The sequence below is a fragment of the Polaromonas sp. P1_G1 genome, assembly GCF_056405595.1.
The window spans coordinates 145,897-162,635 of record NZ_JBFUBU010000027.1; the positions used below are offsets into that span (position 1 = coordinate 145,897).

The 16,739-nt window shown below is 64.0% G+C and carries 14 protein-coding genes; 11 read left to right on the plus strand and 3 right to left on the minus strand.

All coding sequences use genetic code 11. The features are described 5' to 3' along the window. Nucleotides 1-37: 37 nt before the first annotated feature. Nucleotides 38-1,045: a glycosyltransferase family 4 protein gene (locus AC1D1Y_RS15475; protein ID WP_477683093.1), complete on the plus strand. Its 1,008-nt coding sequence runs from the start codon at nt 38-40 to the stop codon at nt 1,043-1,045. A 10-nt stretch (nt 1,046-1,055) separates the two neighbouring features. On the opposite strand, the gene AC1D1Y_RS15480 is transcribed toward AC1D1Y_RS15475, so the two are convergent. The 3 genes from AC1D1Y_RS15480 to AC1D1Y_RS15490 all read right to left on the minus strand — a co-directional run bounded on the left by AC1D1Y_RS15480 (nt 1,056) and on the right by AC1D1Y_RS15490 (nt 5,286). Next, nucleotides 1,056-2,414 carry a FecR family protein gene (locus AC1D1Y_RS15480; protein ID WP_477683094.1) on the minus strand — a complete coding sequence of 453 codons (1,359 nt, stop codon included), beginning with the start codon at nt 2,412-2,414 and terminating at the stop codon, nt 1,056-1,058. Between the two features lie 68 nt (nt 2,415-2,482). Further along, on the minus strand, nt 2,483-3,925 hold the full coding sequence (locus AC1D1Y_RS15485) for a FecR family protein (protein ID WP_477683095.1): 1,443 nt from the start codon (nt 3,923-3,925) through the stop codon (nt 2,483-2,485). A 26-nt stretch (nt 3,926-3,951) separates the two neighbouring features. Next, nucleotides 3,952-5,286, minus strand: a complete 1,335-nt coding sequence (locus AC1D1Y_RS15490) for a surface lipoprotein assembly modifier (RefSeq protein ID WP_477683096.1) — start codon at nt 5,284-5,286, stop codon at nt 3,952-3,954. Between the two features lie 256 nt (nt 5,287-5,542). Between AC1D1Y_RS15490 and AC1D1Y_RS15495 the strand changes: the two genes are divergently transcribed. From AC1D1Y_RS15495 to AC1D1Y_RS15540, 10 genes are all read left to right on the plus strand, one after another. Beyond that, nucleotides 5,543-5,926 carry an ArsR/SmtB family transcription factor gene (locus AC1D1Y_RS15495; protein WP_477652109.1) on the plus strand — a complete coding sequence of 128 codons (384 nt, stop codon included), beginning with the start codon at nt 5,543-5,545 and terminating at the stop codon, nt 5,924-5,926. A gap of 19 nt (nt 5,927-5,945) precedes the next feature. Further along, nucleotides 5,946-7,286: a sulfite dehydrogenase gene (gene soxC, locus AC1D1Y_RS15500; protein WP_477683106.1), complete on the plus strand. Its 1,341-nt coding sequence runs from the start codon at nt 5,946-5,948 to the stop codon at nt 7,284-7,286. Then, a complete protein-coding gene (locus AC1D1Y_RS15505) occupies nt 7,273-8,415 on the plus strand; it encodes a c-type cytochrome (RefSeq protein ID WP_477683097.1) in 1,143 nt (380 codons plus the stop codon). Before soxC ends, AC1D1Y_RS15505 begins: the two co-directional genes overlap by 14 nt. 127 nt (nt 8,416-8,542) lie before the next feature. Then, on the plus strand, nt 8,543-9,010 hold the full coding sequence (gene soxY, locus AC1D1Y_RS15510; protein WP_477683098.1) for a thiosulfate oxidation carrier protein SoxY: 468 nt from the start codon (nt 8,543-8,545) through the stop codon (nt 9,008-9,010). Nucleotides 9,011-9,046: 36 nt separating this feature from the next. Further along, the gene (gene soxZ / locus AC1D1Y_RS15515; RefSeq protein ID WP_477652106.1) at nt 9,047-9,358 is read left to right on the plus strand and encodes a thiosulfate oxidation carrier complex protein SoxZ; all 312 of its coding nucleotides are present in this window, start codon (nt 9,047-9,049) and stop codon (nt 9,356-9,358) included. A gap of 61 nt (nt 9,359-9,419) precedes the next feature. After that, complete coding sequence (gene soxA, locus AC1D1Y_RS15520) at nt 9,420-10,226, plus strand: sulfur oxidation c-type cytochrome SoxA (protein WP_477683099.1); 807 nt, start codon at nt 9,420-9,422, stop codon at nt 10,224-10,226. Between the two features lie 31 nt (nt 10,227-10,257). After that, entirely contained in the window at nt 10,258-10,917 is a 660-nt protein-coding gene (soxX, locus tag AC1D1Y_RS15525) for a sulfur oxidation c-type cytochrome SoxX (protein ID WP_477683100.1), read from the plus strand. Between the two features lie 210 nt (nt 10,918-11,127). Further along, nucleotides 11,128-12,846: a thiosulfohydrolase SoxB gene (gene soxB, locus AC1D1Y_RS15530; protein ID WP_477683101.1), complete on the plus strand. Its 1,719-nt coding sequence runs from the start codon at nt 11,128-11,130 to the stop codon at nt 12,844-12,846. Between the two features lie 267 nt (nt 12,847-13,113). Then, entirely contained in the window at nt 13,114-16,002 is a 2,889-nt protein-coding gene (locus AC1D1Y_RS15535) for a 2-oxoglutarate dehydrogenase E1 component (protein ID WP_477683107.1), read from the plus strand. Nucleotides 16,003-16,053: 51 nt separating this feature from the next. Next, a partial coding sequence (locus AC1D1Y_RS15540) for a biotin/lipoyl-containing protein (RefSeq protein WP_477683102.1) occupies nt 16,054-16,739 on the plus strand: 686 nt, incomplete at its 3' end.

Sequence of the window (16,739 nt, forward strand, 5' to 3'; positions counted from 1 at the left end):
CACCGGCCTGTGCCGGCCCCGGGGATAATCCGGATCAATGACTGATCCCTCCGCCAGCGCCCCAGCCGCGCCCCTGCATTTGCTGGGACGCTTCGGTGAGCTATTTACCGGCGCGGAACGGGAACTGCTGGACCTCGGACGGCTTCTGGCCGGCAGGCGCCCGGTCAAGCTGTGGTCCGACGTACCGGTGCATCCGGCCTATGCCCGCGAAGGCATTACCGCGGTTCAGCCTTTCGCGCAGCAATTTCCCAAAGACGGCACGCTGCTGATCGGCGGTGTGCATCTGCAGCCGGGGATCTGGCTCAAGTACACGCGCTTCAAGCGCATTGTTCTTTTCCACAATCTCTCCAACCAGGGCCAGCTTTTTTCCATTGTCGAGAGCGTGCGCGAATCAACCGGGCTTGATCCCGAAATCGTGTTTGTATCGGATTTTGTGCGGCGCAGCGCCGCGCTGCCGGGCCGTGTGATACCGAGCATGCTGGACCTGGAGCCTTTCCTGCGGGTGGCCGAACAGCGATTCGAGGCCACGCAAAAGCCCGGACCTTTTACGGTCGGGCGTGCCAGCCGTGACCTGCTCGAAAAGCATCACCCGGACGACCTGAGCCTTTACCGGATGCTTGCCAGCAGGGGCATCCGGGTGCGCATCATGGGCGGTACCTGCCTGGCACCGGGGCTGGGCGGAGTGGCCGGCATTGAACTGCTGGCGGCGGGAACTGAAAGCATGCCTGAGTTTTACCGCTCGCTCGACGCGGTTTTCTACCGGACGGGGGCCTTGTTCATCGAAGCCTATGGCCGCGTGGTGCTGGAGGCCATGGGGGCGGGCTTGCCGGTGGTGGCGCATGAGGCAGGCGGCTACGCGGAGATGATGGCCCATGGGACATCGGGCTTTCTTGTGAGGACCCAGGAGCAGGCCTATGACAGCTTGATGGCCCTCAGTGACTCGCCCGAACTCTGCCGCCGGGTCGGTGAGGCCGCCACGCGGCAAGCGATCAACGCCCACGGCCCCGAAGCCATAGCGCGCGACCTGGCTTTCTATTTGCGCTGAGGCGCTTGGCTCACGGTGCCTGGAAGGCTGCCGCGCCGGAGAAAATCGTTGTGCCGGGACCTGTATAGACCAGGCCCGCCCGGTTGGCATTGACGCCTGTGAAAAATCCGTTGACGTAAATGCCTGTGCCGGAGCTGTAGGTGAATTGCGCGCCGGAAATCGCGATGAGGCTTCCCACGCTGATGTTGCCCAGGGTGGTGTTGATGGTCACGCCAAGTTTGCTGTTGACGAAATCGACCGCCATCGATGCGGAGGTGAGTGTTCCCATGGCGGTCGCCGGCCCGCTGGGGCTGGTATAGCCGGTGACCGGGGTGGCGCCGATCAGGGTGTAGGTGGCGATGCCGGTTGTGGTGGGCATGACCGCCGTGGGCTGGCCGATGATGTAGTGGAGGTCCGCAAGGTTCGTCCCGCTGTTTTTCGTGGCCGTCGTCCAGGTACCCCATCCAATAAAGTCGCCGGCCGCGATGGTGCCGGCTGAACCGAAGCTGTTGGCCACGGTGGGCTTGAAAACGTTGCTTCCACTGGTGAAGTCCGTGACTTTCCCGAGATCCAGGGTCGCGGAGGTCGCCACCACAGGGCCAACCTGGGGCCCGGGCCCGGAGACCAGGGGGACGTAATAGTTCGCCGCCACCTTGAGGTTGGTGAAGGTGCCGGTGTTGACTGGCGGGGTGGGGGCAACAGGTTCAACAACCTTGATCAGATCGGGTTTGCCCTGGTCGTTGACCTTGTCTCCGACGGTGACCGGGTCGCGCTCGGGAGCGGGCGTGGGAACATTGGCCCGCACATTGGTGCGCACCGGCGCATCGGTGTTGTTGATCACGCGCACCGATTCGCCGGCCGTCAGGCCCACGCAGCCGCCGGCATTGCAGACCTCGATGGCGTCCAGCTCGGTCGTCACGCCCAGCGAGCCGTCGGGGTTGTAGCCGACATTGAAGCCGGAGCCGCGTATGCCGATGGTGGCCGTGGTGGTGGTGACCTTGTAATTCTCGCGGTTGCGCTTGCCGATCAGGCCGGTGATGGCCCGCATGCTGCCGCGCAGCAGGTCGACCAGGAAACGGTCTTCCTTGGGATCAGCCTTGTCCACATAGTTGGCGACCTTGAACTCGGTGTTGGGCTGCAGGGAAACCAGCCCGCCATCGGTGAAGCGCACCTGCGCGCGGCCGCTGGCGCCGGTCACGATGGCCTGGCCGCTTTCAATGTCCTTGCCCTTGACCAGTGGCGTAGTGCCGCCGTCGGCGCGGCGGACGTTGACATCACCAGCGATGAACTGGGCGACGCCTGCGGAGGGCGCGGCGAAGGCTTGCAGGGGGTAAATGGCGGCTAGCGCCATGACCAGGACGGTGTGTTGGAGCTTGATGTGCGGGGTCATGGCGGTTTCTCCGGGGATTTTTTAGGCGTTCGCGCTGGACTGGCTTGCTGAACTAAAGGGGGCCCTGCTTACAAGGGCGGTCGAAGGACCAGGGTGCTTTGCTGAAAAACGGCCGCACCGGAAACCTGCCCCGCGTTGGCGCCTGCACCGGTAACGGAGGGAGCGCTGTAGACCAGCGCGGCGCGGCTGGCATTGTTGCCGGTGAAAAAACCGGTGACATTCGCGCCCGAATTGTTGGTGATTTTGGCGTTGTTGATGTCCAGCTCGCTGCTGACGCCATAGTCGTTGCCGCCGAAGCGCGTGGTGAGGCTGAGGCTGCCATAGCCCTGGCCCGCACCGTAGGCGCCGAAGTTGGCGACCAGCGAACCCCCGACAAGCTGGCCCGCGCCGAGCAGGCTCGAAAAGGCCGTGCCGCCGGCAAGCTGGTAGGTGCCCTGCATGTTGTCGGCCGGCATCTGGGCCAGCGGCGTCGGCCGGCCCATCACGAAGTGAACGGATTCAATCGCGGTGGTCGAGCCCGCCACGATTTTTTGCCCCGTCACCCAGCTGCCCCAGCCGACGAAGTCGAGATCGGTCGGTACGCCCAGCGCGCCTTTTTCCATCGTCGTAAGGCCGGGCGTGCTGCGGAACTGGGTCCGGACGTTGCGGCTGTCGACGCTGTCGAAGTCGATCGGTTTGCCGCTGAGGAAGCTGGTCAGCACGGCCGTGCCGGCCTCGGGGTAATAGCTTTCGACCACCGAGCTGGACGTCGAGGGATTGGTGAACGCAACCGCTGCGGCCAGGTCGGTGAACACCTGCTTGACGGGCGCCGGCGTCGCGGCGGGCGGAGGAACAATGGCGGGCTTGCCGTCGGACGTGGTCTGGTTGCCGGCCACGGCCACTTCCTGGGTAGGCGGCGGTGTCGGCACATTGGCCCGCACATTGGTGCGGACAGGTGCCTCGGAGCTGTTGATGACGCGCACCGATTCGCCGGCCGTCAGGCCCACGCAGCCGCCGGCATTGCAGACCTCGATGGCATCCAGCTCGGTCGTGATGCCCAGAGAGCCGTCGGGGTTATAGCCCACGCTGAAGCCGGAACCGCGTATGCCGATGGTGGCCGTGGTGGTGGTGACCTTGTAGTTTTCGCGATTGCGTTTTCCGATCAGGCCGGTGATGGCCCGCATGCTGCCGCGCAGCAGGTCGACCAGGAAGCGGTCCTGTTTGGGGTCGGCCTCATCGACGTAGTTGGCGATCTTGAAGTCGGTGTTGGGCTGCAGGGACACCAGGCCGCCGTCGGAAAAGCGGACCTGGGCCCGGCCGGCGTTGCCCGTCAGGATAGATTCGCCGCTTTCAAGCGCTTTGCCTTTGACCAGGGCCTCGGTTTTTCCGTTCGCGCGCTGCACGTTGACGTCGCCGGCAATGAACTGGGCCACGCCGGCCGACCCGGCGGCCATGGTTTGGGCGGGAAACGCCGCGGCGATCACCACCGAGAGGGCGACTCGCTTGAGCGGGAATTTTCTTGTTGTTTTCATGGGGGCGTTGTTGGCCGGCAAGCCGGTCAGAAGTCGCGGCGCACCGTGACCGAGAACAGGCTGCGGTTGTAGTCGGAAATCACGACGTTGGACTTCACCGAGGTCAGGGCCAGCTGGGGCGTGACGCGCCACAGTTTGGCCGGCACCCAGTTCAGGCCCAGGTTCAGGTTCCACTGCTTGTCATGGCGGGTGACGAGGAAGAGCGGGTCGGTGCCGCCGTATTTGCGGTCTTCGTAGGCGAGGCTGCCGAACAGCGCCAGTGCATCCGAGAGGGTTTTCTGGATGCCGGTGCGAACGCCGACAAGGTCATGGCCCAGTTGCGGGACGCCTGAGGCGCGCTCTTTTTCCTTGCCGACGTAAGCGCCGCCGAAGACGACGATGTTGCTGTCCCGGAAAGCATGGGCATAGGAAGTCCCGATTACCGTGCGCGTGGCGTCGCGCAGCGACTGGCCGGGATAGCTCAGGTCGCCCCACTGGATGTAGCTGCTCCACTGGCGGAAACCGTCGATGCGGTAGGTCCATTCGCCGACCAGGCCTTGCTGGTCGCGGGCACGCGAGCCTGCGACGGTGTAGGTCCCGGCCTGGACGACGCCCGAGAATTCGTGCTTGTCGTAGCGGTAGCTGGCGCCGAAATTGAGGTCGACCTGGCCGGTGTTGAAGTCGTTGTATTTGGCGTTGACGCGCGCATTGCCGTAGACGTTGCCGATCAGCGACCAGCGCGGATCGACCACGTAGCGCGCCGACAAGCCGCCGCCCAGGCTGGCAAAGGCGTCCTTGGTTTCGACGCCGGCGCTGTTGAGCGTGAAGATCAGGCCGCCGAACGCGGGCACGGCCACATTGGGATTGCCGGGGCCGCTGTTGATGTTGGTGTCGTAGCCGATGCTGGCTTCGATGAAGGGCTTGACCGACGAGCGGGCGGCTTCTTCCGTCCGGTCAATGGCCTGCAGGAACTGGTCGATGGTGGCGGCGGCTTCGGCCGGGATGTTGTCCTGCTTGGTCTCCAGCAATACCTGCCGGGAGGCTTTGGTATCGCCGACCGAGAAAAGTGCGCGGCCGAGTTCGGCGCGTGCCCTTGAATTGCTGGGCTGCACGGCCAGCACGCGTTCCAGCGCGAATACCGCGCGGGTGTATTGGCCGGTTTCGTTGGCGGCGATGCCCAATACGGTGTCGAAGTCCGGGTCTCCCGCGCGCGCGGCCTCTTGCGGCTCCAGCAGATCGAAGGCTTTCTGCGCCTGGCTCTGGTCCAGCAGGGTGCGTGCGTTGGTGACCAGTGCGTCGACTTCCGCATGTGCCAGGCCGCTCAAAAGGCCTGCAAGCAGGAAGAGAATGCCGCCCGAGAAAAGTCTGTGTTTTGAATACATAAGTATTATTTTATAAAGTTCCCAGGTAACAACCCGTAAGTAACAAAAGTTTTATATCACGGAGGCATGACTTTCAGGGTTTTATTACACCTGCTACAGAGGGGCGGAGTGCGTTGCGGCAACACCTTTTGGGACCTTTGGCACCGGCTTGGTGATATTCACCAGTTTCAGGAGGCTGCCAAGGGTAATCACGGAGGAAAGCTCCCCCGTTTGGATGAATAATATTAGTCATTACTTATATTAAGAAGAAGTCACTATGGACGAGATGATCCAGGCCAGTGCCCAGGTTGAACGGGGCCGGGTGTTTGAACTGGCGGCCGAGCTGTTCGGTGTACTCGCAACGCCGATGCGCCTGCGCGTGCTGAGCGCCTTGTGCGAGCGTGAAAAATCCGTCAACGAGCTGCTGGCCGAGATTGACACCACGCAGCCCAACCTTTCGCAGCACCTGGCCGTGCTGTACCGCACCGGCGTGCTGGCCAAACGCAAGGAAGGCACCCAGGTGATCTACCGGGTGCAAAGCGAAAAAGCCGTGGCGCTGTGCCGCAGCGTCTGCACCCAGATCGCCATCGAACTGGATGAGCCGGGCGCGCTGCCCCCGGCGCAAAGCCTGTCGCCGCGCTCCGGCACACAGGACGCCTGAACCGAAAGACGCCTCCATGATGTTGAACCGATTCCTTCAGCGCGCCCCTGAGAACTTCCTTTCTCGCGAGCAGATACAAGAGGTGCGGGCCGGGCGCCGCGGTTTTCTGGCCGGTGCCTTCGCCGCCGCGGCCGGCACGCTGGCCGCGGGCCAGGCCGCTGCTCAAGGCGCTGCGGCTGCTGAAGGCGAGCCCGAAATCCTGAACCTTCCGCCGCACAGCAAGGGCCTGGGCCAGCCGGTGGCGGCGCGACCTTACGGCCTGCCGAGCGAATTCGAGAAAAACCTGCAGCGCCGCGAAAGCCCGGGCCTGACGCGTGTCAGCCAGGCCAGCGTGAGTTTTTGTCCCCTGCAAGGCTTGTTCGGCATCATCACGCCCAGCGGCCTGCACTTTGAGCGCCACCATCAGGGCTGGTGGGACATCGACCCGTCCAAACACCGGCTGATGCTCAACGGCTCCGACGAGGCCATGCTCAAGCGCCCCATGGTTTTCAACATGGACGAATTGATGCGGCTGCCCAGCGTGAGCCGTATGCACTTCATCGAATGCGGCGCCAATACGGGCATGGAATGGGGCAATGCCGCGGTGCCGACGGTGCAGTACACCCACGGCATGCTGAGCTGCAGCGAATTCACCGGCGTGCCGCTGCGCACCTTGCTGGAACTTTGCGGCGCCGACCTCAAGCGCGCCAGGTTCATCCTGGCCGAAGGCGCCGACGGCTCGGGCATGACGCGCACCATTCCCATGGACCTGGTGATGAGCGGCGAGGTGCTGGTCGCCTACGGGCAGAACGGTGAAATGCTGCGGCCCGAAAACGGCTATCCGCTGCGGCTCATCGTGCCTGGCGTGCAGGGCGTGAGCTGGATCAAGTACCTGCGCCGCATCGAGGTGGGCGACATGCCCTACGGCGCCAAGGATGAAACCATTCACTATGTCGACCTGCAGCCCAGCGGCCTGCACCGGCAGTACACCAGCATCCAGGAAGTCAAAAGTGTGGTCACCTCGCCCAGCGGCGGCCAGGTGCTGCTGCAAAAGGGCTTTCACAACCTCACGGGCCTCGCCTGGAGCGGGCGCGGCAAGATACGCCGGGTCGACGTCTCGGTGGACGGCGGGCGCAACTGGACGCAGGCACGGCTCGAAGGGCCGGTACTGGCCAAGTGCCTCACGCGCTTTAACGCCGACTTCGTCTGGGACGGCAAGCCGGCGATTTTCCAGAGCCGCGCGGTGGACGAAACCGGGCAGGTCCAGCCGACCTACAGCGAGCTGCGCAAGGTGCGCGCCTCGCGCAGCATTTATCACAACAACGCCATCCAGTCGTGGTCGCTGGAAGAAAACGGCGAGGTGAAAAATGTCCAGGTTTAAACACGCTCCCCTCGCGCTGCTGCTGGTGCTTGCCGGCTTGGCCACAGGCTTTGCAGAGGCGCAGCCGGCCGCTCGGCAGGCGGCGCTGGCCGGCGTCGGCAGAACCGCCACGCCCGCCGAGGTCAAGGCCTGGGACATCGACGTGCGGCCCGATTTCAAGGGCCTGCCCAAGGGGCAGGGCACGGTGCGGCAGGGCGAAGTGCTGTGGGAGGCGCAGTGCGCCTCCTGCCACGGCAGTTTTGCCGAGTCGTCGGAGGTGTTCACGCCGATCGCCGGCGGCACCACGGCGCAGGACATCAAGAGCGGCCGGGTCGACGGCCTGATGCCGGGCGCCAACCAGCCCAACCGCACCACGCTGATGAAGGTGTCGACGCTGTCGACGCTGTGGGACTACATCAACCGCGCCATGCCCTGGACCGCGCCCAAGACGCTGACGCCCGACGAGGTCTATGCCGCGACGGCCTACATCTTGTTCCTGGGCAATGTGCTGCCGGAAGACTTTACGCTGTCGGACACCAACATCCGCGAGGTACAGGCCCGCCTGCCCAACCGCAACGGCATGACCACGGCGCACGCGATGTGGCCCGGCAAGGAACTGGGCGGCACGGCCAAGCCTGACGTGCAAGGGTCCAACTGCATGGCGAACTGCAAGGCCGAAGTGGTGGTCAAAAGCTTTTTGCCGGACTATGCGCGCAACGCCCATGGCAACCTGGCAGATCAATCTCGCCTGGTGGGCCAGAGCCGCGGTGTGGATACGACACGCCCGGCTTTGGCCACCGAGGCAAAATCCGGCGTCGTCATGGCGCAGGCGGAACGCGCGCCCGCCGCAACGGCCCCTGTGGCCGCCGTGGTAAAGACGGCCGCTTCCGGCTCGGCGTCCGTGATGCCTTTTTTGCAGAAAAATGCCTGCTTGGCCTGCCACGGCATGGACAACAAACTGGTGGGTCCTTCGTTCAAGGATATAGCCAACAAATATAAGGACCGCGCCGATGCGGTGAATTACCTCTCGGGCAAAATCAAGGCCGGCGGGCAGGGCGCCTGGGGTGCGATCCCGATGCCGCCGCAGGCTTTGAGCGCGGCGGAGTCGGCGCAGATTTCCCAATGGCTGGTGCAGGGCGCGGCGAAGTAAGGCGTGCGGACCGGCGGTGTTTTTTTTGAGGATGCTGGGAGAAATACCCTCCCGGAGTTTTGCGGTTTTGTGTCCAATCGGGCTAAGTTTTTAAAGACATTCAAGTTATATACAGAGGAGTTCAACCATGGAACGTCGTGATTTTTTGGCTAGCAGTTCCGGCGCCACGGCGCTGGCGCTGGCGGCTGCTTCGGGCCTGAGCCCGGCCTATGCGCAAAACGCCCCCGGCTGGAACAAGGCGGCTTTTGAGAGCAAGTCCCTGGCCGACGCGGCCAAGGCCATGGGCGCCACCAGCGCACCGGTCGAAAGCAAGGACCTGCTGCTGCAAGCGCCTGAAATCGCCGAAAACGGCAACGTGGTGCGCGTAGGCGCGCAGAGCAACATCGCCAACACGACGCAGATCGCCCTCATCGTCGAGAAAAACCCGAGCGCACTGGCCGCCATGTTCGACATCCCGGCCGGCACCGACGCCAATGTTTCGACCAATATCAAGATGGGCCAGTCCTCCAATGTCTACGCGCTGGCCAAGGCCGGGGACAAATATTTTTACGCCGTGAAAGAAGTCAAAGTGACTCTGGGCGGCTGCGGCGGCTGAGCCTCGCGACACCCAAACGACTGAAAGGAAAAAGATATGTCAGACCCAATGCGGATTCGGGCCCAGGCCCAAGGCGATAAAACCACGGTGCGTGTGCTCGTGAGCCATGAAATGGAAAGCGGCCAGCGCAAGGACGCCGCCGGCAAGACCGTGCCGGCCTGGTTCATCCAGAACATCAACGCCACCTGGAACGGCAAGACCGTCATGAGCGCCCAGTGGGGCACGGCCGTGTCCAAAAACCCATTTGTGCAGTTCAGCTTCAAGGGCGGCAAAGCCGGTGACAAGATCGCGGTCAGTTGGACCGACAACCACGGCGACAAACGGACCGACGAGGCCGTCATCTCCTGAGTTCGCCGGTTTTTGCGCCGCGGCCCCGGCCGCCCACAACGATATTTGAGGAGAGACCACGATGAAAAAAAGCCTGTTCGGGCTGGCGGCACTGGCCGCGATAGCCGCCTTGCCTTTGCAGGCCGCGGCGCAGAAAAGCACGGCCGAAGGCATTGCCGAATACCGCGCCATGCTGGCCGACGGCAACCCGGCCGAGCTGTATGAAGCCAAGGGAGAGGCCCTCTGGAAACAGGCGCGCGGCCCGAAAAACGCCTCGCTGGAAAAATGCGACCTGGGCAAGGGCCCGGGCGTGGTCAAGGGCGCTTTTGTCGAGCTGCCGCGTTTCTTTGCCGATACGCAGCGTGTGCAGGACCTCGAGTCGCGCTTGCTGACCTGCATGGAGCAGTTGCAAGGCTTCAGCGCCGCCGACATCGCCAAGACCCCCTTCGGCGCCGGCGAGCAGAAATCGATTGAATCGCTGGTGGCCTATCTCTCCGCCGAATCGCGCGACATGGCGTTTAACGTGCCGCAGTCGCATGCCAAGGAAAAGCTCATGTACGAAGTGGGCAAGAAGGTGTTTTACCTTCGCGGCGGCCCTTACGATTTCTCTTGCGCGTCCTGCCACGGCGAGGACAACAAGCGCGTGCGCCTGCAGGACCTGCCCAACCTGACCAAGCAGCCCGGCGCCGGCAACGGCTTCGGCGCCTGGCCGGCCTACCGCGTCTCCAGTGGCGACCTGTGGAGCATGCAGCGACGCCTGAACGACTGCTACCGGCAGCAGCGCTTCCCCTTCCCGGGTTATGCCTCCGATGCCACCATCGCCCTGGGCGTGTACATGGGTGTCAACAGCAAGGGCGGCGTGTCGATCGCGCCCGCCCTGAAACGTTAATCCCTCAAGTCCGGCATCGGGAAAAATCCACATGAACAAGTCATACACACAAGCGGCGCTGTCCGCGGCAGGCCTGGCTTTCGCCGCCTTTTTCCTGGCCAGCTGCGCCACCGCGCCCACGGCCCAGCAGGTTGATGAGGCCACGCAGCAGGTGCTCAAGAGTTCCTTCCGCGAACAGGGCATCGCCAAGATGGACCGGCTGACGCTGGACGCCTCCAACCAGGCCTGTTCGGAAGCGGCCGGCAAACCGCTGGACGAAAAACTCGCCAAGTCGATTGAAGAGGCCAACCTGCAGACGGTGAAGCTGCCCTCGGACGGCAAGTACCTCGGCAACTGGAGCGAAGGCGAAAAAATCGCACAGAACGGCCGCGGCCTGACCTGGAGCGACAAACCCGGCGAGGCCAACGGCGGCAGCTGCTACAACTGCCACCAGATCAGCAAGGCCGAGCTGTCCTTCGGCTCCATAGGCCCCAGCCTCTACAACTACGGCAAGCTGCGCGGTGTGAGTAACCCGGCATCGCCCGAGAGCAAACCCATCGTCGACTACACCTGGGGCAAGCTGTGGAACGCCAAGGCCTACAACGCCTGCTCCGACATGCCCCGGTTCGGCCACGCGTCCATCCTGAACGAGCAGCAGATCCGCGACGTGATGGCGCTGCTGCTAGACCCGAACTCGCCCGTTAACAAATAATTCCATTCCTACTTCAAAGCGATAGGTCGTTGCGCCGCCTTGCCGTGCTGTAGCACTGTCTGCGGCGACGCGCCTACTCTCGCATTGAATTAGAAATGGAATCACTGGTCATCGTTCCAGCTGCCGGCCCGTCAAGCGGGCGCGCGCCGGTTCCCGATTTGACCGCAACCTGAAAGCATGCCTGGTGCGCCGGGCAGGATGTCCAACGCCATGAACCTCTCCCGCCGCGAATTCGCAAGTGTCATGGCGGCCGCCCTGGCCGCCGGTTTTCCCCTGCAGCGTGAGGCCGGTGCGGCCCAGGCCGCCGGCCTGTACGAGCTGCCGCGCAGCGGCAATGTGCACTTGCTGCACATGACCGACTGCCACGCCCAACTGCTGCCGACTTATTTCCGCGAGCCTTCCGTCAACCTGGGCGTGGGCGCCATGCGCGGGCAGGCGCCGCACCTGGTCGGCGAACACCTGCTCAAGGCGGCCAGCCTGAAGTCGGGCACGCCCGAGGCCCATGCGCTGACTTTCCTCGACTTCGAGCGGGCGGCCCGCCAGTACGGCAAGGTGGGCGGCTTCGCCCATCTCGCCACGCTGGTGAAGCAGCTCAAGGGCGGGCGCCCCGGCGCCTTGCTGCTCGACGGCGGCGACACCTGGCAGGGCAGCGCCACGGCGCTCTGGACGCAAGGCCAGGACATGGTTGACGTGGCCAAGTTGCTGGGCGTGGACGTGATGACGGGCCACTGGGATTTCACCTATGGAGAGGAGCGCATCAAGAAAATCGTCGAGCAGGACTTCGCCGGCAAGATCGACTTCATTGCCCAGAACGTCAAGACCAGCGACTTCGGTGACCCGGTGTTCAAGCCCTACGTCATCAAGGAAATGAACGGCGTGCCGGTGGCCATCGTCGGCCAGGCCTTTCCCTACACGCCGATCGCCAATCCGGCCTGGCTCACGCCCAACTGGACTTTCGGCATCCGCGAAAGCGAGATGCAGGAAACCGTGAACGAGGCGCGCGCCAAAGGTGCCCAGGCCGTGGTGCTGCTGAGCCACAACGGCATGGACGTGGACCTCAAGATGGCCTCGCGCGTCACCGGCATCGATGCGATCCTGGGTGGCCACACCCACGACGGCGTGCCGGTGCCCGTCATCGTCAAAAATCCCGGCGGCCAGACCATCGTGACCAATGCCGGTAGCAACGGCAAATTCCTGGGCGTGCTGGACCTGGACGTCAAGGACGGCAAGGTGGCCGGCTTCAATTACCGGCTGCTGCCGGTCTTCGCCAACCTGCTGCCGGCCGATGCGGCCATGAACGAATTGATCGCGAAGGTGAGGGCGCCTTACACCGCCAAACTCGACGAAAAACTGGCGGTGACCGAAGGCACGCTGTACCGCCGCGGCAATTTCAACGGCAGCTTCGACCAGCTGATCCTCGACGCACTCATGAAGGTGCGCGGCGCCGACATCGCGTTCTCGCCGGGGTTCCGTTGGGGCACCTCGCTGCTGCCCGGCCAGGCCATCACGCGCGAGCATGTGATGGACCAGACCGCCATCAGCTATCCCTGGACCACGCTGACCGACATGCGCGGCGACATGATCAAGACCATCCTGGAAGACGTGGGCGACAACCTCTTCAATCCCGACCCGTATTACCAGCAGGGCGGCGACATGGTGCGCGTGGGCGGCCTCACCTACACCTGCGAGCCCGGCGCAAAAATGGGCGAACGCATCCAGGACATGCGCCTGGGCGGCAAGCTGATTGAGGCCGGCAAGACTTACAAGGTGGCCGGCTGGGCGCCGGTGGCCGAAGCCAGCAAAAACGCCGGCCCGCCGGTCTGGGAGGTGGTGGAAAGCTACCTCAAGACGCAGAAGGTCATCAAGCCCGTCAAACCCAATACGCCCAAGCTGGTGGGCGTGGCCGGCAACCCGGGCCTTGCCGCCTGAGCTTTCGCCCCAATCTGTCAAACAGCTGTCAAGGCCGGGCATGTGAAGGTATGTGAGCCATGTAAAAGACATGACCTATTCGAAATGGGCATGGCATGGTCTTTCGGCTGTCACAGTTCGGTGGCACAATCTGGGTTGTTTCTGAAGGCCCTTCCTGCCACAGTCGCATCCGCTAATCGGTCCAGCCGTGTTGCGGAAGGTTAATCAACCAGCCATATCCTGTTGTGGCCAGCTAATGTTTCCCAAAGGGAAACGGAGGTCAGCGTAATGAGTTCCAACCCGACGGCATCGTCCGTCTATTCTGCCTATCAAGGCAACACCTATCTCTTCGGCGGCAATGCGCCCTATGTCGAAGAGATGTACGARAACTACYTSGCCAACCCCGGCAGCGTKCCYGACAMCTGGCGCGAGTATTTCGACGCACTCCAGCACGTTCCCGCCGTCGACGGCAGCAATGCCAAGGACGTTCCGCACCTGCCGGTCGTCAACGCCTTCGCCGAACGCGCCAAACAAGGCCAGACCAAGGTTGTCGTGGCCAGCGGCGCCGACTCCGAAATGGGCCGCAAGCGCACCGCCGTCCAGCAACTGATCGCCGCCTACCGCAACGTCGGCGCACGCTGGGCCGACCTGGACCCGCTCAAGCGCGCCGAGCGCGACAAGATTCCCGAACTGGAGCCGTCGTTCTACGGCTTCAGCGACGCCGACCAGGAAACCGTGTTCAACACCAGCAACACGTTCTTCGGCAAAGACACCATGAGCCTGCGCGAGCTCATGAACGCGCTGCGCGAGACCTATTGCGGCACCATCGGCGCCGAGTACATGTACGCCACCGACCAGAACCACAAGCGCTGGTGGCAGCAAAAGCTCGAATCGATTCGCAGCAAGCCCAATTTCACCAAGGAAAAGAAGCTCCACATCCTGGACCGCCTGACGGCCGCCGAAGGCCTGGAGCGTTTCCTTCACACCAAGTACGTCGGCCAGAAGCGCTTCTCCCTCGAAGGCGGCGAAAGCTTTATCGCCAGCATGGATGAGCTGATCCAGCAGGGCGGCATCAAGGGCGTGCAGGAAATCGTGATCGGCATGGCCCACCGCGGCCGCCTCAACGTGCTGGTCAACTCCCTGGGCAAGGTCCCGGCCGACCTGTTCGCCGAGTTCGACCACACCGCTCCCGAAGACCTGCCCAGCGGCGACGTCAAATACCACCAGGGCTTCAGCTCCGACGTGACCACCCCCGGCGGCCCGGTCCACCTGACGCTGGCTTTCAACCCCTCGCACCTGGAAATCGTCAACCCCGTGGTCGAAGGCTCGGTGCGCGCCCGCATGGACCGCCGCGCCGATCCCAAGGGCCTGCAGGTGCTGCCGGTGCTGGTGCACGGCGACGCCGCCTTCGCAGGGCAGGGCGTGGTCATGGAAACGCTGGCGCTGGCCGAAACCCGTGGTTATTTCACGGGCGGCACGGTGCACATCGTGATCAACAACCAGATCGGTTTCACCACCAGCGACCCGCGCGACAGCCGCTCGACGCTGTACTGCTCCGACGTCGTCAAGATGATTGAAGCACCGGTGCTGCACGTCAACGGCGACGACCCCGAAGCCGTCGTGCTGGCCACGCAACTGGCGCTCGAGTTCCGCATGGAATTCCAGAAGGACGTCGTGGTCGACATCATCTGCTTCCGCAAACTGGGCCACAACGAGCAGGACACCCCTGCGCTGACCCAGCCGCTGATGTACAAAAAGATCGCGCAGCACCCCGGCACGCGCAGGCTGTATGCCGACAAGCTCACGGCCCAGGGCATGGGCGACACGCTGGGCGACGATCTGGTCAAGGCCACGCGCGCCGCGCTGGACGCCGGCAAGAGCACCTTCGACCCGGTGCTGACCAACTTCAAGAGCAAGTACGCAGTCGACTGGACGCCTTACCTCGGCAAGAAGTGGACCGACGCGGGCGACACCGCCATCCCCATGGCCGAGTGGAAACGCCTGGCCGACAAGATCACTGCCATCCCCGGCACCGTGGCGCCGCACCAGCTGGTCAAGAAGGTGTACGACGACCGCGCCGCCATGGGCCGCGGCGACATCCCTGTGGATTGGGGCATGGGCGAGCACATGGCTTTCGCCTCGCTCGTGGCCAGCGGCTACCCGGTGCGCCTGTCGGGCGAAGACTGCGGCCGCGGCACCTTCACGCACCGCCACGCCGTCATTCATGACCAGAACCGTGAAAAGTTCGACACCGGCACCTACGTGCCCCTGCAGAACGTGGCCGACAACCAGGCCCCGTTCGTCGTCATCGACTCCATCCTGTCCGAAGAGGCGGTGCTGGCGTTCGAATACGGCTACGCCTCCAACGACCCCAATACGCTGGTGATCTGGGAAGCCCAGTTCGGCGACTTCGCCAACGGCGCGCAGGTCGTGATCGACCAGTTCATCGCATCCGGCGAAGTGAAGTGGGGCCGCGTCAACGGCATCACGCTGATGCTGCCGCACGGCTACGAAGGCCAGGGCCCCGAGCACAGCTCGGCTCGCCTGGAGCGCTTCATGCAGCTGTCGGCCGACACCAACATGCAGGTGGTGCAGCCCACCACGGCCAGCCAGATCTTCCACGTGCTGCGCCGCCAGATGGTGCGCAACCTGCGCAAGCCGCTGGTCATCATGACGCCCAAGTCGCTGCTGCGCGCCAAGGATGCGGCATCCCCCTTGAGCGAGTTCACCAAGGGCGGCTTCCAGACGGTGATTCCCGAGAACAAGGAAGAGATCAACAAAAAGGCCGACAAGGTCAAACGCATCATCGCCTGCTCTGGCAAGGTCTACTACGACTTGGCCAAGAAGCGCGAGGAAAAGGGCGCGGACGACACCGTCATCCTGCGCGTTGAGCAGCTCTATCCCTTCCCGCACAAAGCCTTTGCCTCCGAGCTGAAACGCTATCCGAACGCCACCGACATCGTGTGGTGCCAGGACGAGCCGCAAAACCAGGGCGCCTGGTTCTTCGTGCAGCACTACATCCACGAAAACATGCTCGACGGCCAGAAGCTGGGCTACTCCGGCCGTGCCGCCTCGGCATCGCCGGCAGCGGGTTATTCGCACCTGCACCAGGAACAGCAAAAGGCGCTGGTGGAAGGCGCCTTCGGCAAGCTCAAGGGCTTTGTGCTGTCCAAGTARGGCCGGCCTTCCCGCAACACAGAACACTAGAACGCACACGAAAGAAACAACATGGCTATCGTAGAAGTCAAAGTCCCCCAGCTGTCCGAGTCCGTGGCCGAGGCCACCATGCTGCAGTGGAAGAAAAAAGTCGGTGAAGCAATCGCCGTGGATGAAATCCTGATCGAGATCGAGACCGACAAGGTTGTGCTCGAAGTGCCCGCGCCTTCCGCCGGCGTACTGACCGAACTGGTGGTCGCCGACGGCGGCACCGTGGTGTCCGACCAGGTGATCGCCCGTATCGACACCGAAGGCAAGGCGGGCGCCGCCGCGCCTGCGGCCGCTGCTGCAGCCGCACCGGCTGCCGCGGCAGCCTCTGCGCCGGCCCCGGCCGCCGCTCCTGCTGCGGCGGGTGGCTCCATGGCCGGCGTCCCCATGCCCGCCGCCGCCAAGCTGATGGCCGACAACAACCTGGCCGCCGGCTCCGTGCCCGGCACCGGCAAGGACGGCCGCGTTACCAAGGGCGACGTCCTGGGCGCGACCGCCGGCGGCGCCAAGCCGGCCGCTGCCGCCATCCCCACGGGCGCACCGACCACGGTCCTGCCGCAGGTTGCAGCCTCGGCCAAGCCCGCCGACCTGGGCGAGCGTCCCGAGCAGCGCGTGCCCATGAGCCGCCTGCGCGCGCGTATCGCCGAGCGCCTGCTGCAGTCGCAAGCCACCAACGCCATCCTGACCACCTTCAATGAAGTGAACATGGC